Annotated in this window: 18 protein-coding genes and 1 riboswitch; of the genes, 5 read left to right on the forward strand and 13 right to left on the reverse strand. The window is 45.3% G+C overall.

Annotated elements, in window-relative coordinates:
• The coding region (locus tag FC51_RS10530; protein WP_235806484.1) for a hypothetical protein at window positions 1-511 on the forward strand (511 nt) is incomplete at its 5' end.
• A 102-nt stretch (window positions 512-613) separates the two neighbouring features.
• On the opposite strand, the gene FC51_RS10535 is transcribed toward FC51_RS10530, so the two are convergent.
• On the reverse strand, window positions 614-1,708 hold the full coding sequence (locus FC51_RS10535; RefSeq protein ID WP_372583788.1) for a PTS sugar transporter subunit IIC: 1,095 nt from the start codon (window positions 1,706-1,708) through the stop codon (window positions 614-616).
• A gap of 422 nt (window positions 1,709-2,130) precedes the next feature.
• Here FC51_RS10535 and FC51_RS10540 point away from each other — a divergent pair, with 422 nt between their 5' ends.
• Both FC51_RS10540 and FC51_RS10545 read left to right on the forward strand, forming a co-directional pair.
• Window positions 2,131-3,000, forward strand: coding sequence for a DegV family protein (locus tag FC51_RS10540; RefSeq protein ID WP_057910794.1), 870 nt, complete (start codon window positions 2,131-2,133; stop codon window positions 2,998-3,000).
• Window positions 3,001-3,084: 84 nt separating this feature from the next.
• Window positions 3,085-4,926, forward strand: coding sequence for a hypothetical protein (locus tag FC51_RS10545; protein ID WP_057910795.1), 1,842 nt, complete (start codon window positions 3,085-3,087; stop codon window positions 4,924-4,926).
• A gap of 65 nt (window positions 4,927-4,991) precedes the next feature.
• Here FC51_RS10545 and FC51_RS10550 read toward each other — a convergent pair whose 3' ends face one another.
• The 3 genes from FC51_RS10550 to FC51_RS10560 form a co-directional block, all read right to left on the reverse strand.
• Window positions 4,992-6,479 (reverse strand): MFS transporter, encoded by a 1,488-nt coding sequence (locus FC51_RS10550; protein WP_075141130.1) that lies wholly within the window; start codon window positions 6,477-6,479, stop codon window positions 4,992-4,994.
• A gap of 269 nt (window positions 6,480-6,748) precedes the next feature.
• Complete coding sequence (locus tag FC51_RS10555) at window positions 6,749-8,974, reverse strand: alpha-galactosidase (protein WP_057910796.1); 2,226 nt, start codon at window positions 8,972-8,974, stop codon at window positions 6,749-6,751.
• A gap of 33 nt (window positions 8,975-9,007) precedes the next feature.
• Window positions 9,008-10,978: a sugar MFS transporter gene (locus FC51_RS10560; RefSeq protein WP_057910797.1), complete on the reverse strand. Its 1,971-nt coding sequence runs from the start codon at window positions 10,976-10,978 to the stop codon at window positions 9,008-9,010.
• Between the two features lie 164 nt (window positions 10,979-11,142).
• Here FC51_RS10560 and FC51_RS10565 point away from each other — a divergent pair, with 164 nt between their 5' ends.
• Window positions 11,143-12,156, forward strand: a complete 1,014-nt coding sequence (locus tag FC51_RS10565; protein WP_057910798.1) for a LacI family DNA-binding transcriptional regulator — start codon at window positions 11,143-11,145, stop codon at window positions 12,154-12,156.
• Here the strand turns inward: FC51_RS10565 and thiW are convergent, their stop codons facing one another.
• The 9 genes from thiW to FC51_RS10610 form a co-directional block, all read right to left on the reverse strand.
• A complete protein-coding gene (gene thiW / locus FC51_RS10570) occupies window positions 12,157-12,675 on the reverse strand; it encodes an energy coupling factor transporter S component ThiW (RefSeq protein ID WP_057910799.1) in 519 nt (172 codons plus the stop codon).
• 40 nt (window positions 12,676-12,715) lie between these two features.
• Window positions 12,716-12,818, reverse strand: a riboswitch (TPP riboswitch).
• A gap of 65 nt (window positions 12,819-12,883) precedes the next feature.
• Window positions 12,884-13,756: a shikimate dehydrogenase gene (aroE, locus tag FC51_RS10575; protein ID WP_057910800.1), complete on the reverse strand. Its 873-nt coding sequence runs from the start codon at window positions 13,754-13,756 to the stop codon at window positions 12,884-12,886.
• 14 nt (window positions 13,757-13,770) lie between these two features.
• On the reverse strand, window positions 13,771-14,277 hold the full coding sequence (locus tag FC51_RS10580; protein WP_057910801.1) for a shikimate kinase: 507 nt from the start codon (window positions 14,275-14,277) through the stop codon (window positions 13,771-13,773).
• An 11-nt stretch (window positions 14,278-14,288) separates the two neighbouring features.
• On the reverse strand, window positions 14,289-15,140 hold the full coding sequence (locus FC51_RS10585) for a prephenate dehydrogenase (RefSeq protein ID WP_057910802.1): 852 nt from the start codon (window positions 15,138-15,140) through the stop codon (window positions 14,289-14,291).
• 12 nt (window positions 15,141-15,152) lie between these two features.
• Window positions 15,153-16,463, reverse strand: a complete 1,311-nt coding sequence (aroA, locus tag FC51_RS10590; RefSeq protein WP_057910803.1) for a 3-phosphoshikimate 1-carboxyvinyltransferase — start codon at window positions 16,461-16,463, stop codon at window positions 15,153-15,155.
• Between the two features lie 9 nt (window positions 16,464-16,472).
• The gene (gene aroC, locus FC51_RS10595) at window positions 16,473-17,639 is read right to left on the reverse strand and encodes a chorismate synthase (protein ID WP_057910804.1); all 1,167 of its coding nucleotides are present in this window, start codon (window positions 17,637-17,639) and stop codon (window positions 16,473-16,475) included.
• Window positions 17,639-17,980, reverse strand: coding sequence for a chorismate mutase (locus tag FC51_RS10600; RefSeq protein ID WP_057910805.1), 342 nt, complete (start codon window positions 17,978-17,980; stop codon window positions 17,639-17,641). The genes aroC and FC51_RS10600 overlap by 1 nt, the downstream gene beginning before the upstream one ends.
• Window positions 17,981-18,330: 350 nt before the next feature.
• Window positions 18,331-19,596, reverse strand: a complete 1,266-nt coding sequence (locus FC51_RS10605) for a metal-dependent hydrolase family protein (RefSeq protein ID WP_057910806.1) — start codon at window positions 19,594-19,596, stop codon at window positions 18,331-18,333.
• A 402-nt stretch (window positions 19,597-19,998) separates the two neighbouring features.
• Window positions 19,999-21,636, reverse strand: coding sequence for a peptide ABC transporter substrate-binding protein (locus FC51_RS10610; protein ID WP_057910807.1), 1,638 nt, complete (start codon window positions 21,634-21,636; stop codon window positions 19,999-20,001).
• Window positions 21,637-22,194: 558 nt separating this feature from the next.
• Here FC51_RS10610 and FC51_RS10615 point away from each other — a divergent pair.
• Window positions 22,195-23,217, forward strand: a complete 1,023-nt coding sequence (locus tag FC51_RS10615) for a polysaccharide deacetylase family protein (protein ID WP_057910808.1) — start codon at window positions 22,195-22,197, stop codon at window positions 23,215-23,217.
• Window positions 23,218-23,335: the final 118 nt, after the last annotated feature.

Genomic DNA, 23,335 nt, shown 5'->3' on the forward strand with positions numbered 1-23,335 from the left:
TAATCTCGATTTAGGTGTTAAAAAGTTACCAACAGGGGGAATTATCATGAACAAGATTGTCAAGTGGATCATATCATTCGTGGGAATCTTAGTATTATCAGTTACGTTCAGTTCGACGGCCAGTGCCAATCGGGTACACGATGGCTTTCCCGCCCCAATTCAAGGAAGATATTGGCGTACCACGGTCAATCAGGGGACTAACTCCGTTCCAAGACATATGTACTTTTACGCTGTTAAAGATGGCTTTGTCATTAAAAATACAGCTACTGGGACGATCAGATGCAAGTGGATGATTTACACACACGATTACACTACATACGTACTAAACGGGTCGGAAAATAACGACCTGTCAAAAGTCGTTTGGGTCTTCATTACACCTGATAAGAATTGGAAAACTGTCAAGATCGGTTATAAAATTACAGGTATAAATGGGGAGCCAAAATATCCTGCTATTCACTATCAGCATTACACAGCTACTTCAGTTTCCAAAGTAACAGCAATCGTTCACTAAACATAATAAGTATAATAATCAAAAATAGAAGCCCCAGAGCAAGTTTGCTCCAGGGCTTCTATTTGTTGTTATTGTTTTAGTTATTTTGTTGCTAAAGTGAAATTAAACAATTTCGAGATGCAATTGTTGATCCTTAACCCAGTGCATGCCGAGCAGAACTCTGTAGAGCACGATTGAGATAACAGCTGGGACAACGATTCCCATTACCAGATAAGCAACGAACATGTTCATGTTGGTTGATGCCAGGTTAAGTGGGGCGATAAATGAGTTCAAGCCTAGTCCACCTAATGTGTAGGGTACCTTGAAACCAAAGAACATGGTTGCAATTGGTGCGGCCACGACTGCGGCAGTCATTGACGGAATTGCCAGTCGTGGGTTTGCCAGCAAGTTCGGGAACTGAACCTTTGGTGTGATGAAACCCTGGGCGATATTGGCACCAAGGTTGTTTTGACGCCATGAGATGACCGTGAACCCAACGAATTGAGCGGTGGTTCCGATCAAGGCAGCCCCTGATGAAAGTGGATCAAGCATGACAGCAACTGCCAGAGCAGCTGATGAGGCAGGTGTCATCAAGAAGAGTGACCATGCTAGTGCAACAGCCATTGAACCGACGATTGGGTTGATTTGCATTGATTGGGCGATGAACGCACTCAGCCAGTTAAGTGCTGGCGTGGTGACACTTGCAAGGCCCAACCCTGCGATTGAACCGACTAAAGTTGCGGCAAGTGGAACTAACATCATATCAAGCGGCGTTTTACCGGTTAAGTATTTACCAACTAAGGCAGCAATTAATCCGGCAGCAACGGCACTAATAGGTTGACCAGTTGTAAAGACCCCGTTTCCAGCTACTTGTGCCATTTGATTACCCGTTGCGGTTGCGGCATGAACGCCGGATGAAATGAAGTAAACGGCGTTTGCGCCAACAGTTGAGGCAATCATGGAACTAAACAGGACCAGTGTGTTGGTTTTTAATTGTGAGGCCACGGCGGCACCGAATGCTGGAGCTAAGAGCCACTGAGCAATTGAGCCGATTTGATGTAATTGTGGCCAGTTCACGAAGTTGGCAATGGTTTGGGTTAATAATCCAACCCCTAACATAACTAGGACGGCGTTTGAGACACCGGCTGAAACTAAGTATACGTAATCTTTGACTGTCAGTTTTTCTACTGGCTTATTTGCTTCTGTATCCATTGGCATTACCTCGCTTTTTATAATTATAATTGCATGAGAACTAAATGATAAAAATGAAATTGTTATCATTTAACCATCTTGACACGCCAATGTCAACACCTGATTTAAAATTGATTGATAACCAGCCGAATTAATGGCGTTAAATTGCTACCATGCTGGCGCTATCATCGTTGATACCACTGATTAATCAATTCAACTATTAGTTTGGAAAAAAGTTCCGAATTTATTTTTGCTGTTTTCACATCTTCTCCATTTTGGCTCTCATAATTTCCGAGTGATTTGATGAGAATTTTATCATAATTCAAAATTTCTTCATTTCGGGGATTCCCTCCTAATCAACAGCCGGCAAATTCTAACAAATCCATCATGGCCTAACGGATTATATGATATAATCGATTTATTATTAAATAAAGAATGGAAGTGGACTCATGACAAAAGTTGCGATCGTCACCGACAGCACAGCAGCCCTTTCAGATGATACTGTTCAGAAAATGGCCAACGTGTTTGTCGTCCCGATTGTCGTGAACATGAACGGGATCACGTATCGCGAAGGTATTGATATTACCAACGAACAATTTTACACAGCGTTGGCGAAGGCCAAACAATTGCCGACGACGGCGCCACCAACACCAATGGAAATGCTGAAAGTGTATGATAATTTAGCCAATCAGGGATATGATGACATCATTAGCATCCATCTCACTTCCGGCATTACCGGCTTCGTCAACAATCTCACCACCGTTGTCCGGGGCTACACCAATGCCAACGTCCACGTCTACGACTCACACATTACCATTGAGCCGATGGGCTATCTGGTCAAATACGCATCAATGTTGGCTCACCAAGGACTTGAAGTTACCGACATCATCGACCATTTGGATCGTATTCGAGCGACGATGGATGAGTATTTCGTTGTCGATGACTTAAAAAATCTCGTTACTGGCGGTCGGCTGACCAACGCGGCCGCATTTGCCGGTGGCCTGCTACGAATTAAGCCGATTCTCACGTTAAATGAGAAGTACCAAATTGAAGCAATCGGCAAGATTCGCACAATGAAAAAAGCACTCAAACATTTAGAGGATGAATTTAACCAGCAATATCAGAAGCTGGACTATCCGATTCACGTCATGCTAACGGGGACCAATAATTTGCCTGCCGTTAACAAATGGTGTGCGGACATGAAACCAAAGTATCCAAACGCCAGCTTCCAAGTTGGTCAAATTGGTCCGGTTGTCGGCACCCATTTAGGGTCGAATGCATTTGTCATACTTTGGTGTAAACAAGTCCCTGAATTATAGGTTTAACCGCGTTAGGTATTAACCTTCACGTAAGGTATAATTGACTTATTACACATGATGTAACCGATTGAAGGGAGAAATTTCATGCTTAGTTATTTTGCGCTTATTACCCTGGTTAAGCTGTCAGGTTTACTCATTCCGTTTATCTGGCTGTTGATTATCGCAGATCGCCGGGGTCGCTTGTATGGAACATTAGCCATCGTGCTGATGTTTATCGTGAGCTATATCAATACGTACTTTAATTTACCGGATCTTGCCTACCCGTCATTGATTGACGGCTGGCTGATGTGGTTCATTGCCGGAATGATTATCGTCGCAGCCTTACGCCGATTCCTCTATTCGCCAAACGCCGCCGTTGCCCGCACCAAGACTCAAAGCGGCGTTGTCGGGCAAATCGTTGAGCGGTTTACCGGCACCTTTGGCTGGATTGGTAAAATCGCCATGGCAGTTGTCATTGCCGTGATTGTCTTCATTATATTAGGCAGCATCACGTCGCTGGTGACGCAAATGAATCCCCGTCCTGCCGTTCAATCCATCAAAACGGATATGAACGATGACACCAAGAACGCGCCAATGCCCGTCATTAAAAATAGTGCTGAAACACCGGTTGTTAACGCGCCTCAAACGATTTCAACCGATATGAACAACTCGTTGAACAGTTTTAAAAATTCCAACGTATACGACCTCAATCACATGCGGGTTCAGATGTTCAAAGGTAAGATGATCTACGTTGCCCCCGTTGAATTCTCCGGTGGTTTCTGGCGTTACATTCACTACCTAAAGGTCCCGGGGTATTTCAGAACAAATGCGACGGATAAAAACGCCGATCCAAAATTTGTCGCCAAACCAATGAAGTACACCCCAAGTGCCTACTTTAACAACGATGCCGACCGCCGGATCAGCGCCCACAGTTTGGGCTACACCATGGTCGGGGCAACCGCACAGCTTGAAATTGATGATAACGGCACTCCTTACTATGTGCGGACACTTGCCAAACCAATTTCATACCTGAATCGAAATTATGATTACAGCCACTACAAAGTTGCCGTCTTAAACACAATTACCGGTAAAGTAAAAGTTTATTCACCAAAGAAAGTTCCAAAGTTCGTTGATATCGCCGTCACACCTGAATTTGTCAGCCAAGAAGTGTCACTCTTTGGTCGTTATCGTCACGGATTCTGGAATGCGACCAGCTTTGGTGGCCACAGTGGCGTTATGAAGCCAACGACTGCCGGAACTGAGGGTGGCGATAAGCTGACGCCTTATGCTTACAAGGGCCGGGTTTACTACTTCACCGGAATGACCAGTGTCAACGAGCATCAAAGTTCAATTCTGGGCTACACGTTCGTGGATGCCCGAACCAACACGCTTCATTACTACCGTGAGCACGGAAACGTGATGACACCTGAGCGGGCGATCTCTTACGCCCAGCAGGATATCAACCCACAGAACTACCGAGGAACCTTACCACTGCTCTATCGAATCAACGGTGATCCAACTTGGGTAGTTTCGATGCTTGATCGGGATAATAACTCGTTTATGAAATACGTCTACCTGCTTGCGGACGGTAACAACCAAAGCGGCACCTACGCCATTGGTGATGATGCCCAAAGCACGTTGGCCATCTTTGAACAACGAGTTGAAGCCAAGACTGGCGTGGCAGCCAGCGTTCCAACCAGTAAAACCATCTCAGGAACCATCAACCGAGTTGTCAGAACCAATGATAGCCTGCTGTTTATTCTAAAGAATAACAACCAAGTTTATAAAATTGATACAACCGCGAAGAATTTCAACCCATTACTCCAGTTCATCGCTGAAGGTGATCGGGTAAGTTTCAAGGCTGAAACAATTACCGGCAACAGTTTAGCAACCGCAAACGTTTCGCTTTCGACGTTTAAAGATGCTTCACTGAGTGCTAAGAAATAGCGATTAGTTAAAAAGTCCCCATCAAAAGCCAGTGCACAACCGGCTTTTGATGGGGACTTTAGTATTTATATTTGCATTCGCTGTTTCAAAAACTTATCATGTTCCAACTTCTGCGCCCAAATGTTAATCAGCAAGGAAATCATCATCAAGATCAACGACAGCCACATAATGTTATGAAGCCCGTTAAACAATATTACCCGCATTTGCGGCAACAAGTGGTGTGGTAATGCGCCACTGCTGGATGCGTCACTTAACTCGTTCATCATCTTCATCGTGATTGAACCGCCGGACTTGCTAACCCCATCACGTAACGCGTTGTTCATGATGATACCGAAGATCGAAGCCGTAAACGTCTGGCTTAACATCCGTATCAAAAAACTAAACGACGTTGCGATTGGGATATCAGTTGGATCGGCATCTTGTTGAACCTTAACCTGCAGCTCATTGAAGCACGCCCCATTACCAAAACCTTCAAAAGCCCCGGCAATCAGCAAGACCCAATAGGGTGTCTGCACGCCGGAAATCACCATGATGATAAACGAAATCATCAGCATGATAATCCCCATGGCAATCACCCGTTGTGGCGACAAGAAGTTTCGAATTGGCGCAACAATTTCTGATCCCAGAAAATCCGTAAAGGCGCCAGGAATCTGAGTGGCCCCACCAATTAAGGCCGAGGTTGCCAATAACCCCTGGGCCCACATTGGACTATAAATCAGAAAAGCGATAAATGCTCCCCAAATCAGCGTAAACAGGACAAAATCAATCATCAATGGCAAGTTCTTAAATAAGCGGCTTGGAATAATCGGGTCATCAACCTGCTCCTCGAGTACCGCCATGACAACTAATACCACAATCGCAAATCCAATCACTGTCAGAACAAGCAAAAGGTTGGCATTTCCAATCATTTCAATTCCGGCAAGCAGGCTGACTAATCCGACGGTCATCATGATCGCGCCTCGATAATCAACTGCTCGTGTTTGCCGAGTTTCATGACTGACTTTATAATAAATTTGAACCAGGATAATTGAAATCAGGCCAATTGGGACGTTTAAGTAAAAGACCCAGTGCCAACTAAATGTGTCGACGATATATCCGCCAACCAATGGACCAATGATCGTTGCCATACTGTAACTGGCAGAGACAAAGCCAAGGACCTGCATTCGTTTGCGCGGATTTTGATACATTTTGGCATAGATAATGTAGGGTAGCGAAACGGTTCCGCCATTCCCAATTCCCATCAACGTTCTGGCGAGAATTAAAAAAACAATGTTGGGCGCCATCCCCTGTAAAAATGACCCAATGACAAATAGTGTTGCGGCCAACTGATAGCTGCGTTTATTGCCAATGTGCTCACCTAATTTACTCCATAAAGGTGTACTAACCGCAGTCCCAAGCAAAAAGACGGCGACAATCCACCCCATTAATTCAATTCCGTGGAGATCGGATATAATAGCTGGTAATGCAGTATTGATGGTTGTGTTATCCAGCCCACTCATTGCGTTTGATAGCAACAGCGCACAGGTCACAATCAGGATATCGCGTTTAGACAAGGTATTCTCCTCTTTCTTAATAAAAGTCACTCTTTCTATAGTACAACTTTTATGGCTGAACAAGAAAGGAAGAATTGAAATCACTTTGAATTAAGTGATGAAACATTTAGGAATGTTATTCGGTTCTATCTCCTTAATTTCAATAGTAAAGCCAGTCTTACGCATCCATTTTTGACTTCAGATCGGTCGTGTAATAGACAAAAAATACCCCGACAAGTAGAGATGACCTTTACTTGCCAGGGTATTATTTTACTCTGAACGAATTTAATTTACTTCACGGCATCAATCACAAACAGCTTCGAATTAAAGTCAGCTGACTGATCCGTTCCGTGGGTTTCATGCAGAATATCACTCACGAAGAGTCCGGCGTTCATCAGCTCATCGCCGTAAAATTGTTCATTGCCGCCATTAACCGTGTACTTGGTGTCAGGATCAAGTCCTTCGAGATACAGGCGGATATAACCGGTATTTGGTCGATTCAAAATCTGGTATCGGGCAGCAATTGCGTGCTGTTTGTCATCACTCACGACTTCCCAGCTCATTACGTTGCCACCGTTGGCAAATGGATTATCGATTCGATAGAACTTACCGAACTGGAAGAGTTGTCGGTGTTCCTTGTAAAACGCGGTCTGTTCTTTAATCTGTTGCTGTTCTTCGGGCGACATCTTGGTAATATCCAACTCGTAACCAAAATCACCAAAGTAGGCAACAGCCGCACGGGTTTTCAACGATGTAATCCGGCCAACCTGATCGTTAGGGACTGCCGAAACGTGAGCCCCCATCATCATTTGTGGGTAACCGTATGAGGTGCCAAACTGAATCAACATCCGCTCAACGGCATCGGTATCATCGCTAGTCCAGGCTTGTGGCGCATAATACATCATTCCCAAGTCAAACCGGCCACCACCTGATGAGCAGGATTCAAACAACACATCCGGGTAAGCTTTTACCAAGCGATCATAAAGTTGGTAAACACCCAGAATGTATCGGTGCGGCATTTCCAGCTGATCAGCAGCACGCAAGTGAGGACTATACGTCTCAGTAATATTGCGGTTCATATCCCACTTGATATAATCCAGCTTGGTTAAATCAATGATTTTGCTCATTGCATCAAAGAGGTAGTCCACCACTTCCGGTCGGGTCATATCAAGAACAAACTGTTGCCGTTCCGGCGATGCATGCCGTCCGGGTGCGTTGATCAACCAATCCGGATGCTCTTTGTACAATTCACTGTCAATTGAAATCATTTCCGGCTCAAACCACAAGCCGAACTTCAATCCCAAGTCGTGGATTTTTTGGGTAAAGGTGCCAAAGCCACTCGGGAATTTTGGTTCATTCACAAACCAATCCCCTAATGAACTGTCATCGTTATTTCTGTGACCAAACCAACCGTCATCCAGGACAAACATTTCCAGTCCCAACTTCTTGGCCGTAGTCGCAAAGCTCAGTAACTTATCTTCATCAAAGTCCATGAAAGTAGCTTCCCAATTGTTAATGAGCGTTGGTCGCTGCTCATGGGCAAAGCGCTGATTAACCAAATGATTCTGATAGAAAACGCCCATTTGCTGGCTTAGTTGGTTCATTCCGGCATCTGTGTAACTCAAGACCGCTTCAGGTGTCTGGAATTTGTCACCAGGCTTGAGATTCCAAGCAAACTCTTCTGGATTAATTCCGACCAGTACGCGGCTGGCATCATATTGGTCAACTTGGACCTGATCGGAAAAGTTGCCGGAATAAACCAGATTGAAGCCAAAGACCGAACCGCTGGCATCATCAGTGTTGGGCCGAGCCAACATCACAAATGGATTTTGTTGATGACTGGACGTCCCACGAAGACTGCCGATGCTTTGAACACCAGAGCGAAGATGCGTTCTGATCATGTGTCGTTCACGCGACCAGGCCCCCGAGAACTGGATGAAATCATAATCTGCATCCGGTAAATCAAGTTGGGCACTGGCAGCTGAATTCAAAGTTAATTTTTCGTTTCCCTGGTTTTGGAACTCCGCACTGCGGATAATGACATCTTGATGAGGAAAAATCGTGTAGTTCAGGTGCATCACGAGCCCCAGCAATTGATCTCTCAACGCAATGGTTAATGTCTGGGCATCATCATGATTGTCGTCAAACGTGGACGGAAGCCCCGCCAAACGCTTCTTGCCATCAACCAATTCGTAACTTTCATACTTGAATTCAGTAATTCGGCTGCCATTTTCTTGGGTAACTTGATAAGCCGGGTAACGGAAGTCCCCTTTCCCCAAGCTGGCATATTCCTGCTTGAGTACTTGCGGTTGAACATCCTTATGATCAAGGCGCCAAACTGTGGCAGCATTATGCCACTCTTTTGTCGTCAAGTTATCATAGGAAGGCTTCGAGTGAACCCGTTTGCCATAATAAACCTGGCCAAGTTCCCCATTTTCCATTACGCGAAAGATATAACTGGTGTGGTCCGTCTGTAAATGAAACAGAAGATTCTGATCCTCAATTCTAATTGCCACGTTTATCAATCCCTTTTCAGTGTTTGTTAAGCGTTATTTTTGATCATCGTTATCGTCTGAAGCTTCCGGTGTCGATAATGTGAGTAAATCGTCACCATGAGTAATATCACCGGATTCAACGACGTAATTAAAGTCCTTGATGTCCTTGTAATTATTAATCACAACCATCACAGTATCATCGTAACCAGCCTTCTTAATTGCCGGATCCCAGAATTCAATCAATTCTTGGCCTTGCGAAACGTGTTGGCCCTTTTGAACATACTGAACAAATCCGGTCCCACGCATTTCAACCGTGCCAATTCCGATATGAATCAAAGTTAGGATGCCATTATCCGAACGCAAGCCAATCGCGTGTCGGGTTGGGAAGGTTGCTTCAACCGTTCCGTCAAATGGCGCGTAAACTTTGCCATCCGTTGGTTTAATGGCAAGTCCTTTACCCATCGTACCGGAGGCAAAGTTCTTGTCAGAAACTTCTGATAATTTGAGCATAGAACCACTGATTGGTGCCTTGTAAGTTGTTTCTTTGGCAACTTCTTTGGCAATATCAGCCATTGATTCCTCACCATTCGTTTCCAAATGCTCATTCCAAGTCTTCTCAAGTTCATCAACAATCTTGGCGTGTTCTTTTTCATCCAAAGTAACTTTCTTGAAGAAGATGAACGTTCCACTCAAAATCAGAATCGCTGGAACGCCGAACATAAACATCTTGAAGATAATTTGACCGCGAGTGGTAATATCACTTGCAGTCGCACCGGCGGTCATGCCGGCCATAACAGCGGCAATTCCGACAACCCAGTTAGAAAGCGCACCACCTAATTTGTCAAGCAGCGGCCGAACAGCCAAGGTTAAGGATTCATCACGGTGCCCAAATTTCAACTGACCGTATTCAACGGAATCACTTAAAATCATCAAAACAACCAAGAAGATAAGTGGTTGTGGAATGTAGAAGAGAATTGCGGCGAGCAGAACTAGTGGTAATGATGTTCCCGCAAAGGTGAATAAGATAATCGCAACTACCATGATACTAATTGATAGGAAGAAAACATTACGACGACTGTATTTTTGAGCCAATGGTGGGAATAGCAATACTGAAATAACACCAATCACCATGTTCAATGATGCCAATACAGAGAATTCGCCAGGCTTTCCAATGATGTACGTGAAGTAGTAAAGTTCCAAAGAGTTGGTAATGGCAATGCCTGAAGTGTACAGGCCATATGTCAGCGATAACCACATTAACTGGTCATTTCGTGCCAAAACCTTGAACACGTCACGCATCCGAGTCTTTTCAGTATTCTTACGAAGCAATGAATCATTTTCTTTAGTTCCCATGGCAACAACAACAGCTGATAACCATGAGATCAAACCAATGATGGCACCAAATGCAAACCAGCCTCGCATGTCACCTTGGCCGTGGTTGGCATTGATTGAGAAGAAGACAACCAGTGGCATTACGATCACACCCACGATGTTGGCACCAATGTTTGAGCCGACACGGGCATAGGTTGCCGTCTTTTCACGTTCAGCTGAATCAAACGAAATTGCTGGAATCATTGACCAGAAACCAACATCTTTAAATGAATAGAAGATATCCATGGTGATGTACAAAACAGCAAAGATCAAGAGATAAAGCAATGGGTTTGATTGGTTCAAGCCACCCATGTTGGTGAATAAAATAGCTAATGTAATCGAACCGATCGTCCCACCAGCGAGGATCCAAGGTTTAAAATGGCCCCACTTGGTTTCAGTATTATCGATCGTATTTCCAATAAATGGATCAATTGCCAACTCAACAAATCGCAAGAGCGAAATAATCGTTGTAATCCAGAAAATCATTTTATCGTTTTGTCCACCCGCACTCTTGTCGAACAAGTGAGAGGTAACAAACATGATAAAGTATGTTGACAACGTCGCATAGAACATGTCATGACCGAACGCACCAAATGAGTACGACAGTCGTGAAGTCAGCCTGCGACCAGTTGTAACAGTGTTGTTACTTGCCATAAATTTCTGCCTCCAAAAATAAATTTTAAAAAATAATTGCTATCTAGAATGTAAACGTTTACAGTTAAATTGTCAATTAATTTTATTAAAACTGTGGAAATATTTATTAAAACATTTAATCGCATTTAAGTGTCTTAACTTTTGTAATTGAGGAGTGAATGAACATGGCTACAATCAAGGACATTTCTAAGCTGGCGCATGTCTCGCCGGGAACAGTATCGCGTGCGCTCAGCCCCGAAAAAAGTGAGTATGTTGCCAAGCAAACGCGCGATAAGGTCCGCCAAGTCGCAGACAAATTGGGCTACAAATATTCGCTGGAACCCAAACAATCTAAAAATCAGCTTAATTTTGTGTTGATGACGACTTTAAGCTTGGAAGAAGAAACGCGCGACGAATATTGGCGCTTTGTTCGCCGTGGCGTTTACGAAGCGGCAAATTCCCGCCACATTAACATCGCCCGTGTGATCCGACCAGATAAAAGTATTGATCCACACCGATTTGCAGAGTACGATGCGGTCATTATTGTCGGTACAATTTCACAAGCCGCCATTAAAACCATTAAAGCGGTTAACCCCAATTTGGTCGTTGTCGACAGCGGCAGTTATGACCATGACCAAATCGATATTGTCGACACCAATTTGGCTGAATTAACGACCCATGCACTTGACGAAATGGGCCGGATCAGCCAATCCATCGCCTTTATTGGCGGCAACCGACATGAGGTTGACATAGACGGCAAATCCGGCGTCATTGTCGAAGATGCCAGAACCGGTGCTTATAAAAAATGGTGTCAAGATAACAACCGAACCCCCATCATTAAGCTGACTGATTGGACCGCGAAGCAATCGATGGATGCAACGGATGCGCTATTAGGTCAATACGGGCACAAAATCGATGGTCTGATAGTGGCGTCGGACCCGCTATCAATCGGCGTCATGAAAGGGCTGGCCAAACACAATGTGGTTCCAGGCAAGGATCTCAAGCTCATTAGTTACGATGATCTCGAGTTTGCGTCCTATCTAACACCGTCATTGACGAGCATTTGGCTGCCGAAAGTCGAATTAGGTTATGCGGCCGTCCTGCATGCCGAAACACTTGTCAATTTCCCGCGAAATTGGCATACCCGAAACATCATTCCCGGAAAATTCCACTACCGGGAAACCTTCCAAAAGCCCTGATTACTTCTTGCCGATTCCGAGCTTATCCTGTTGTGGCACGATAATCCGTTTCCAAATTGCCTTTAAAATGATGTATCCAAAAATCACGCCAACCAGTGCACTTAAGAAGAAGCTGGGAATAAACAGGTATACAGCACCGGTTGTGCCCATCAGCCACTGCGCAATCGGATAGGCGACAATCGCCCCTAAAATGCCCGTTCCAATTAATTCTCCCAGGGCCGCTACAATCAGCTTTTGCGTTTTCTGGAACAGCCAGCCGACGCAAAAGGCCCCAATCATACTGCCGGGAAAGGCCAAGACTGTCCCGGTTCCCAATAAATTTCGAATCAGCGACGTTATGAATGCTTGGGTAACCGCCCACCACGGCCCCACCAGCACGCCCGACACCAAGTTAATCAAATGCTGCATCGGGGCCACTTTGGCAACTCCGACCGTAAATTCAAACATACTGCCGCCAACGACGCCAATCGCCGACAAAATTGCAGTTAAGACCATTTTATAGGTCGTATGATTCCGCATATAAAAACCTCCCTTTGTTTGATAACAAAAGGAGGCCTTTTTCGCTGTAAAAACATCTTTCCTACGCTGGCGCTAACCAGATCAGGTTCGAAGGGTCCGTGAATGAATTCCGTCTCAGCCAAATGGCTCCCCTAATGTTATCTTGGTATTCAATTAAGTTCATAGTCCATTATAACGGATAAACAACGAGTTGTCGGCGAACACAGTTTTAAGATTTAACACGTTCCCTGACAGCCTGGTTGACCGCCGTAATCACTTGGTCGATCGGCATCTGCTGACCCGTCCATTCCAAAAAAGATCCGGCAGCTTGATTAACCAGCATCCCAATCCCATTGTATGTATGGCTCCCCTGTTTTGCGGCCGCTTTAAGAAACGGCGTCTCTAATGGAAAGTAGATAACGTCCACGACCACGTGCTGAGGGCCAAACTGTTGCATCACTTCATCTGTCACTGGACTGGCCTGGTCACCGGCCATCCCGATGTTGGTCGCATTGACAACAATTTGACTGGCCGCAATTGGCCGTTGCATGTTGACAATGTCCTCATATGGAAACACCGAAACGACATCCGACCAATTCTCCAGCTGTGCTTTAAGTGTGGCAAAGGTCGCATTGTGGCGTTTAAAGACATAGATCTTTTTGACGCCGGCATCGATCGCCGCTGAGATAATCGCCCGGCCGGCACCGCCAGCTCCTAAAACGGTCATTGTTTTATCTTCAAGTCTCACGTTTTCTTGTTTTAGTGCATCAACGAATCCTTGGCCATCAGTGCTGTCACCCACTAAGTGACCGTTGCGATTGACAACCGTATTAACCGCGTGCAGGCGTTCGGCTCTGGGCGTGATTTCGTCTAAGAAAGCAATGACATCGGTTTTGAGTGGCATCGAAAGATTAAAGCCGCCAATATCCATAACGCGCATCGCATCCAAAGTAGCCGCAAGGCCATCAGAAGTCACATCAAACGCCAAATAGGCGCCGTTAATCCCGGAGACTTTAAAGCTGGTGTTATGAATTAGCGGCGACAAGCTGTGGGCTGCCGGATGTGCCAAAAAGCCAAATAATTTTGTGTGTCCATCAATCATCTGATTACCTCCACCTATAGTTGAATGAATAAATGTGTCCGAATTGCCTCAACCACTTCCAATGGAGACAGATTATCGGTTGCCACTCGGAAATCACTTACTTGTTCATATTTACGGTCACGCTGCCCTTTTAGATCAACCAAGCCATCCAGTCCCAGCTGTTTGGCAAGCGGCCGATCCGTGTCATCTTTGAGACGATTAAAAATGGTTGCCGGCAAAACATCCAGCAACACGACTGGAACATCACTTTGTTTGAGCATCTCAAAATTGTTGGGTTGAATTGGTGTGCCACCGCCAGTCCCAAGAATGCCGTCATCATCCATTGCGGCTTCCAGCGCCTGGTGCTCTAATTGACGAAAGGCAGCTTCTCCTTCTTCGGCAAAAATCTGTTTGATTGACTTGCCTGCATTTGCGACCACGATATCATCCAGATCATGGTAAGGAACCCCAATTTTGGCGGCCAACAAATGACCAACCGTCGTCTTGCCGCTACCCATAAATCCAACTAATATTGCTCTCATAAGCCCACTCCCTATTCGTCTAATGATTTGCGAATCTTCTGTGCCTTGGTAAACGTGGCAATAATTTTCTCTTCATTTCGGCTTGAAATCGCCTGCTGAAATTCAGTCAATTCTCGCTTAAAATCGGCAATTTCTGAACTAATTTCCTCAGAATTGCTCATCATAATGGCCGTCCACATTTTCGGATCCGATGCCGCGATTCTGGTGGTACTTTTAAAGCCACCGGCGGCTGCGGTCAAGCCAACCGGATCATTACCAACGCTATCGGCGACGGTGTTTACCAAAGTCGCCGCAATGACATGCGGTACGTGACTCAGTTCGCTAACCAGTTTGTCATGGGTTTGCGCGTCAATCATCGTCCAATCAACATTGCCAGCCTTCATCAGTTTCTGAAATTCGGAAAGTTGCTGCTTGGTTTGTGAACCGGTTACCAGAAAGTATTTAGAACCGGAGAACAACTGTGTTGTCCCGTTTTGAGCGCCGACCAAATGCGATCCAGCCATCGGGTGACCACCTAAAAATCCAATTCCTTGTCTGCGTAAATTTTCGGCCGCTTGCATCACTTCAACCTTGGTACTGCCGACGTCAGTCACTAACAGGTTTGACTTTAATGAAAGATGCGCCAGTGTTTCAATTTGCGCGATAATCACCGACACCGGTCCGGCTAACACAATGACGTCTGCTTTTGGTGCTGCTTGAGAAAAGGGTTCGTGCTTGTTGATAATTTGCCGGCTAAGTAAAAACGCCGCCGCATCATCATCCGGATCAGCCCCAATAATCTCAACGTCCGTTTGACTTTCTCGCATAATTCGCGCGATTGAACTGCCGATTAGCCCCAAGCCGCTGATTAAAACCATTGTCATTGTGTTGACCTCCTATATTAGTGTCGCTAAATCATCAAAGAACTGCGGGTACGAAATGTTGATACTGTCAGCGCCCTTGAGGGTCAATGGTTCCTTGACGAGCAGTGCCGCAACTGCCAAAACCATACCAATTCGATGATCACCATGACTATCCAAATGCGAATCAGTGACGTGCCAAGGCTGACTGCCGTCGATGATAAAACCGTCCGGCAAATCTTTAATCGCAATTCCCAACTTGGTAAATTCATCGACAATTGCCGCGATTCGATCCGTTTCCTTAACTCGGAGCTCACCTGCGCCGGTGACTTTGCTGACGCCATTTGCCTTTGCTGCTAACAGGGCGACCAATGGCAATTCATCAATGACTGCCGGAATTTCATCGGCGCCAATTTCAACCGGCTTTAAGTCCGCAGATTCAACCGTCAGATCCGCAGTCGGCTCGCCTGAGTGATTCTCGTGGCTCAGCGTGATCTGTCCGCCCATCCGCTTTAAAATGTCGTATAGCCCCGTTCTGGTCTCATTCATCCCCACATTCGTGAGTTTCACTTTCGAATGTGGCACCAGGCTGGCCGCCGTGATAAAAAATGCGGCTGAAGACATGTCGCCTGGAACGTTAAGGGTCAGACCAGTCATCGTTGGGTTCGGATGAACCGTAATCGTAACGTCGTCGGCTTCAGTTTCAACCTTGGCACCAAATGCCTTTAACATGATCTCAGTGTGATTTCGAGTTGGCTGCTTTTCAACAATTGTTGACGTCCCGTCGGCTTGCAACGCCGCTAAAATCAGTGCGCTTTTGACTTGAGCACTGGCAACTTTGAGGTGATAATCCACCGCATGTAAGGATTTCCCGTTAATCATCGCTGGTAGATGGCCATCGGTCACCCGAATGTCGGCTCCCATTTCGCCTAAGGGATCACTGACCCGTTTCATTGGCCGTTTAGATAACGATGCATCCCCAACTAATTTTGTTTGAAACTTTTGCCCAGCCAGTAACCCCATTATCAACCGGGTTGTTGTGCCGGAATTTCCCATATCCAACGCATCGGCCGGCTGCTTCAGTCCATGAAGGCCGACGCCTTTAATTGTGACGGTTTCGCCGTCGCGCTCAATTGGAACGCCTAACTGTTGAAATGCTTTTAAAGTTGATAAACAATCTTCAGCTGTCAAGAAATGACGCAGGATTGTGGTCCCCTGGCTGATTGCACCGAACATAATGCCCCGATGAGAAATACTTTTATCACCCGGAACTGCCAGTTCGCCGTGCAGTCCTCCCTGGAGGTTTCCTTGAAGTGCTTGATTAGTTTGACTTTTAATATTGACCATTGGAACCTCCTAGAATTGTTTGATTTCTTCGCGGTATGCCGTCAGTTGCTCCTGCAATCGCTGCACGTTATCCGCATCAAATTTATCCGTCAGTGCTTTGGCAAGTTCAATGGCGACCACACTTTCGATCACGATTGAAGCCGGCACAATTGCCGTGGTGTCGGAACGCTCGACACTGGCTTTTTTGACTTCCTTCGTTTGAATATCAACGCTTTGAAGGGGTTTATATAGCGTCGGAATTGGTTTCATCGCTGCTTTGACAATAATTGGCATGCCATTGGTCATTCCGCCTTCAAATCCGCCCAAGTGATCGGTGTTTCTGTAGAAACCGTCTTCTTTATCCCAATCAATTTCGTCCATGACTTGGCTGCCGAAGCTGGTCGCAGCTTTGAAGCCGTCGCCAATTTCAACCCCCTTCATCGCATTAACGCCCATCACTGCCGCAGCCAGCTTGCCGTCCAATTTGGTATCCCAGCTGATATAACTACCGAGTCCGGCTGGAACATGAGTGGCCACCACGCGGATAATGCCGCCCAGTGTGTCCCCATCTTTTTTTGTCTGGTCGATCAATTCGTGAATGTCGTCCACTTTTGATTGGTCAATCATTCGAAGGTCGTTTTGGCTAATTTCGGATTCGATCTTTGAGACGTCCAACTCTTGGTTGTCATCAGTCGAAATCTGGCCAATTTGTTGAACATAGCCAACGATGTCGATGCCAACCTGGGCCAATAGCTGCTTACAAACCGCTCCGACAGCCACTCTAATAGCGGTTTCTCGTGCTGATGAGCGTTCCAAAACGTTTCGCAAATCTTGGTGGCGATACTTCATCCCACCTACCAGATCCGCGTGACCTGGACGGGGACGTTCGACTTTTCGCAAGGTATTCTCGGCCGTCTCTGGGCTTACCGGATCCATAATTTGATTCCAGTGAGCGTGATCCCGATTTTGGACCACCATCGAGATTGGCGATCCCAGCGTGATACCGTGGCGAACCCCGCCGGTAATTGTGACCTGGTCGTGTTCAATCTTTTGTCGGTTACCGCGGCCATAGCCACCTTGGCGCTTTTTCAACTGCTCGTTAATGGCGTCAACGTCCAAATGCAATCCGGAAGGCACGCCCTCAATAATTCCGGTTAATTGTGGTCCGTGTGATTCTCCAGCCGTTAAGTAATTCATTAGTCATTCTCCTTTATGTCGTTGTCAGTTGCGTCATCCCCAGCTAAATCATGCTGATAGTCGCGGGAATTTTTCAAGATTTCTTCAAAAATATTTCGTAAGTATTTTTCGGTGGTGGGGTCTGGATCAAGTGAGACAACCCTTTCCAGCACCTGCTGTTCGCGCCCGCTGTCAAGGACTGGTAGGTCGGCTGTTTCTTTAATCTTGCCAATCAAAGCCGAGGTCTGAAATCGTTGTCTCAGTAAATCGATTAGTTTCTCATCTATCTGATTAATTTGATTTCGCGCCGCTGTGATCGCCTCGCTATCATCAATTGATGGTCTTGAAACGTGATTTGTCATTATGAACACTCCTTTTCCATGAAAAAAACCAGCTAGATAAAGTCTCCAGCTGGTTTACAAAATTCGTAAAGAATGATAACTTACCCAGCCAGACTATAACGTCTAGTGGGCTCAACAAAGCATTGACTCTGCACCACTTGGACGCGAACGCTCAATTTGCGTCCGCCTCGAAAGCGGACACTACTTAAAGTAGGCATAGTCAAAATAATAGGCTGTTTGAGTTGCAGGTTGCTTTGTCATAATTATCAATTCCTCTCGTAAAAGTTGTATTCATTAAAACATATTAGAAATTATTCGTCAACCCTAATAATTTACTCATTGGATTTTAATTCCGAAATATTTCCGGATATCTAAATTGCGGCACTAACTTGGTTCGACATTTGTGGTTGCTTACTTGCCTCAACACCAGCCTCTGCGTGAACTTTGGTGCCATTTTGATAAACGTCTTTGTCATGTTGGATCACGCTAATATCATCAATCGGATTTTCCTGCATTGAAATAAAATCGGCATAGTTGCCGGCGGCGATTTGGCCGTACTCATCGTCAACATGCATTGCTCGGGCACAATTGATAGTCGCCGAGTCAATTGCTTGTGCAGGGGTCATCCCAGCCTTTTCAACGTATAATTCCATCTCATAGGCACTTTCATTTCGAAAGCCATTGTAAGGTGTTCCGGCATCCGTCCCCATTGCAATTGGAATTCCAGACTGAACGGCTTTCGTAATGCTTGCAAAATGCTTCTTGATATTCACGATCACTTTTTCACGGGCCCAATCCGGTACGGTATTTTCACCATATTTATAGATGGCGTACATTGCGTTCATCGTAGGAACAATCACTGTTCCGTGGGCTTTCATCATTTCGATGGTCTCATCATCAATATCGAAAGCATGCTCGATGGTATCGAAGCCAGCTTCAACCGCTTCTTTGACCCCGGCATTGCCCTGAGCATGGGCTGCAGCCGTCTTTCCTTTGTGATGTGCCTCAATGACGGCCGTTTTGGCTTCTTCAGACGTAAATTGAATATCATCGGGAGTCTCACCATTTTTAAGAACGCCACCGGTAACCATCATTTTGATGTTATCGACACCGTTTTTCATTGCCTGGCGAACACCTTTTCTCACTTCATCTACGCCATCAACTTCATAACCGCCGCCGGAGCCATGACCGCCCGTAATTGAAAATGCTTTTCCGGATGTCATAACCTTGGGGCCTTTAATCCATCCCTTTTCCTGCATCTTTTTAACTTCGATATCAATATCATAGGCCGCACCCACGTTTCGGATGTAAGTAATGCCATGATTAATGGCGTCTTCCATATTTCTGACAGCAAACATCGTGTTAAATTCACGGGAGTCTGAGTGGCGTTGCTCCTTGCCATCGTTCCACCAATATGTTGGAATACTGGTGATGTGAGTGTGAGCGTTCATGATCCCAGGCATGACGAACCGGCCATGCATATCGGAAACTTCATCAATCACTTGATTTGTGGAACTACCGTTGCCTACTTCCACAATTTTTCCGGTATCGGTGTCAACGACCATATGCTGATGGGCGATGAAGTCCTGTTTTTCATGGTTGTAAATTGCGACATTCGTATAATTGATTTTTGTCATAATAACTCTTCCTTTCGATATAAAATACTTGGTTGCAGACTAACTGAGATGGAGCAGCTTTAGATTTCGTTAACTGGGATGCCATGGCAACCACCTCCTTAAGTGATATTTTTATGGTGCTCTACTGTTATCTAGATAAAACGTGTTTCGATGACCGCAAACAAGTTGCAGCGTCTAGTCCTGTGGACGACGCAACTGACGCTAACATATAAGCCGGTAGTTCGTCACACTCTCTAGTGAAACTTTGGATGTGGGGTGGCTTGGTTGCTCCAATGTTACCTAGATGAAAACGTGTTCCGACGACCCAGATGCTAACTTTTAAGACGGCTTTGATTCAAACCCAACCCCAGGGTTTAAACCAAATCCGCCTTAGAAACCGCATCTCCCGGGTCTCGTCACACTCTATTTCCAGTACGCATACTGCAACTTTCCTGATTGGCCAGACATTGCATCCCACTTCAAGCCACCGACCTTACTGTTGATCAAATGGGCCTGTGAGGCTTGATACGTTGGTGCGACTGCTGCAATTGACATCAACCGCTTATCGGCCTGCTTTTCAAAGTTCCATCGCTGTTCAGCGTTATATTTTGTCGTATCGTCGACCTTGTTCATCAGCTCATCGTATTTGGCATCTTTAAATTTCGAGAAATTAATCGCATTATTGCTCCGCATGCCGTCCAAGAAATTCTGAGCATCCGGGTAATCCGGCCCCCAGCCGACCGTACAAATATCAAAATCAGTTGAAAAGTCTCGAGTCACGTGGGTCGCATGTGGCACAGACACGATGTTAATCTCCAAGCCTTTTAGATTCTTGGAAACCGCGCCTTGAACGTATTCGGCCAGCTTCTTTTCGGTATCGGTGTCATCAACCAGGAAATCCAGTGACACTTTGTCCTTGCCGACTTCTGTTTGAGCCTTTGCCCAATACTTCTTGGCTTCAGTAATATTGGTTGGTGCTTGGTCGCCCATTTCTTTAGTGAAATCTTCACCAGTCTTTGGGTCCTTAGCATAGTTTTTGGGAACAATATTGTTTGCGGCAACAGAGCCATCTTGCAACACATCGTTGGCAAGTTGGTCCTGGTCGATCACCATACTGATCGCCTTGCGCAAATTCTCGTTTGAAGTCGCCTTCTTTTTATCATTAAAGTAAATATAGTTGTTTCGGCCGGTCTCTGTTACCACCAAATTTTTGTTGTTCTTGTTCTCTTTAACATATTGGCCGGTCAAGCTTGTCAGATCAATTTGACCGCCGTTAAACATGTTCTGTGCGGTATTGTTATCTTTGACCACCGTCACCTTAACTTCGGGAATCTTAACATTCTTGGCATCCCAGTAGTTCTTGTTTTTTTGGTATGTCCAAGAATCGTTGGACCCATTCCAGCCTTTAATCGTATATGCCCCGTTGGCCACGGTCGTCTTTGCACTGGTTCCATACTGACTGCCAAATTTTTTAATCGCAGCTGTTTGGATCGGGTAAAAGTTGGTAAACTCATAATTCATGAACGGCACCGGCTTAGTAACCTTAATGGTAAATGTCCGGTCATTAACGGCATGAATTCCAAGCTTACTTGGCTTCTGCTTGCCACTGTTAACTGCGGCAAAGTTTTGAATGTATTGAATTGAAGTCGTCTGCTGTGACTTTGTTTTGGGGTCGGCCTGTCGTCGAATTGAATTGACAAAATCAGCCGATTTAATTGGTGTTCCGTCCTGCCACTTGGCATTCTTTTTGATGGTAAATGTGTATTGGGTTTTGTTGTCAGTCGGTTTAACAACTTTTTCAACAACCCCTGCGGCAATCTTGTTGTCAGCATTCCTGCGGTAGATGCCCTCACTGACTTGGTCAATCACGGCACCCCCGTTTGTTTCAATTGATTTAGTCGGATCAATCGTCAACGGTTCTCCAGGGATCGTTATTTTTAAGGCCTTTTCGGCGCTTCCTGCACCTCCGCCAACTGCTGTCGACGCACAGCCGCTTAATAAGACAGCCATTACTCCAATAGCAACGCTAACGATGGCTGTAAATCTTATATCCTTAAACATAGCAATTCCTCCAATAATTATTTTTTGATGTCGATGAGAAAATACAAACGCGCTTGTGTCCATGAAACACAAAAAGCGCCCAATCAGAAGTTAAACTTCTAAAAGGACGCTTACACGCGGTACCACCTTCATTGTGAAATTGACATTTCACCTCTCACGTACGACCGGTCGACTCGGTATACGTTGGCGCTGTATTGGGCGCACCCTAGTGACTCTAAACGAATCACCGTGCTCAAAATTGACTTTAAGTAATTAAGAAATTACGCCTTCACAGATCACGACGCTCTCTTGGAATTTCTTAATACCGACTTCTCAATTTCTCTTAGCACTTTCTCATCGATATCTAATGGTGAGTAGCTTAACGAATCTAAAATCAATTGTCAACCGCTATTTTAAAATTAGTGAAAAATCTCAAAACCAATTTTGTTGCTCAAGGCCTTATAAATCAAGCTTTGAGTCCATAAAAACCGATTAAAAATATCTTTGATTGACTTACCTATGGCACAATGTGAAAATGATTTTGGAATCATATTCATAACTTTAGACGGGGTGATCATGATGTTCAATAAGCATTTTTTAGCAGCCATGGGGATTGCTGCAGCTTCGGCATTCGCATTCAGTTTTAGCAATTATCAAATTCCTTCAGAAAATGCCAGTGCAGCAACGCAACTGACTTACGGCAAAATTACCAATAACAGTCTTCATCGGTTGGGGACAATCCGTCAACTAACTCGGGCTCAGTTGGCTGAGGATCATCAATTAACCGGCAAGCAGGTCCAAAATTTAATCTATCTGCCGCTGCCGAAACGGTTAACCGCCCATAACTTTACTTTAACGAAAACTGATTTAACAATTCACTTAACCAAGAATGCATATAGCGTTAAATCCGTTGCCATTCCATTGAACAAGTTAACCGGAATTATCCTGAACCGTTACATGCCATCACAATATGATTTCGTTAAGCCGAAGTCACCGAAGAAGGTCGTCTCGTTGACTTTTGATGATGGTCCAGATCCAACCTTAACTCCAAAATTATTAAAGATCTTAAAACACTATAACGTTCACGCGACATTCTTTGAAGTTGGCAGCAGCGTTATTCGGTACCCAAGTGTCAGTCGCCTGGTTCTCAAATACGGAAACCAAATCGGAAACCATTCTTGGAACCATCCTGATTTAACCACCTTGTCAACCGCAAAGGCCCAAAGGCAAATCGCCTTGACTGATGCTGCAATCTACAAGGCAACCGGAACAATTCCAATGTATATCCGACCGCCATACGGATCGGTGAACAGTCGAATCGGCAACCTGTACGACCGACCGATTGTTCGCTGGAATGTCGACTCCAGGGATTGGGCTTACCTGAATACGCCAAAGACGGTTAACCACGTCTTGGCAACGACGCACAATGGCTCAATTATTTTGATGCACGATATTCACCCGACATCAGTTGCAGCCGTACCACAAATTATTCGTTCACTCAAAAGACGCGGGTACACGTTTGTTACCCTACCAACGTTGATGCAAAAGCCACTGTTGGCTAACCTGCAATACTTTGGCCGAGGAGATTTTCGCGGATTTTAATAGCTGGACAAGTAAAGCCGGCGCAAAAGGGTTCGATCTTTTGCGCCGGCTTTGTTTGCCTATCTAATTGATAATTGGTAAACTAATGGCAATTATGTATCCGGAAAGGAATCATTGC

Origin of the sequence: Lentilactobacillus parabuchneri DSM 5707 = NBRC 107865 (genome assembly GCF_001435315.1) — a bacterium.
In the GTDB taxonomy this organism is placed as follows: Bacteria; Bacillota; Bacilli; order Lactobacillales; family Lactobacillaceae; genus Lentilactobacillus; species Lentilactobacillus parabuchneri.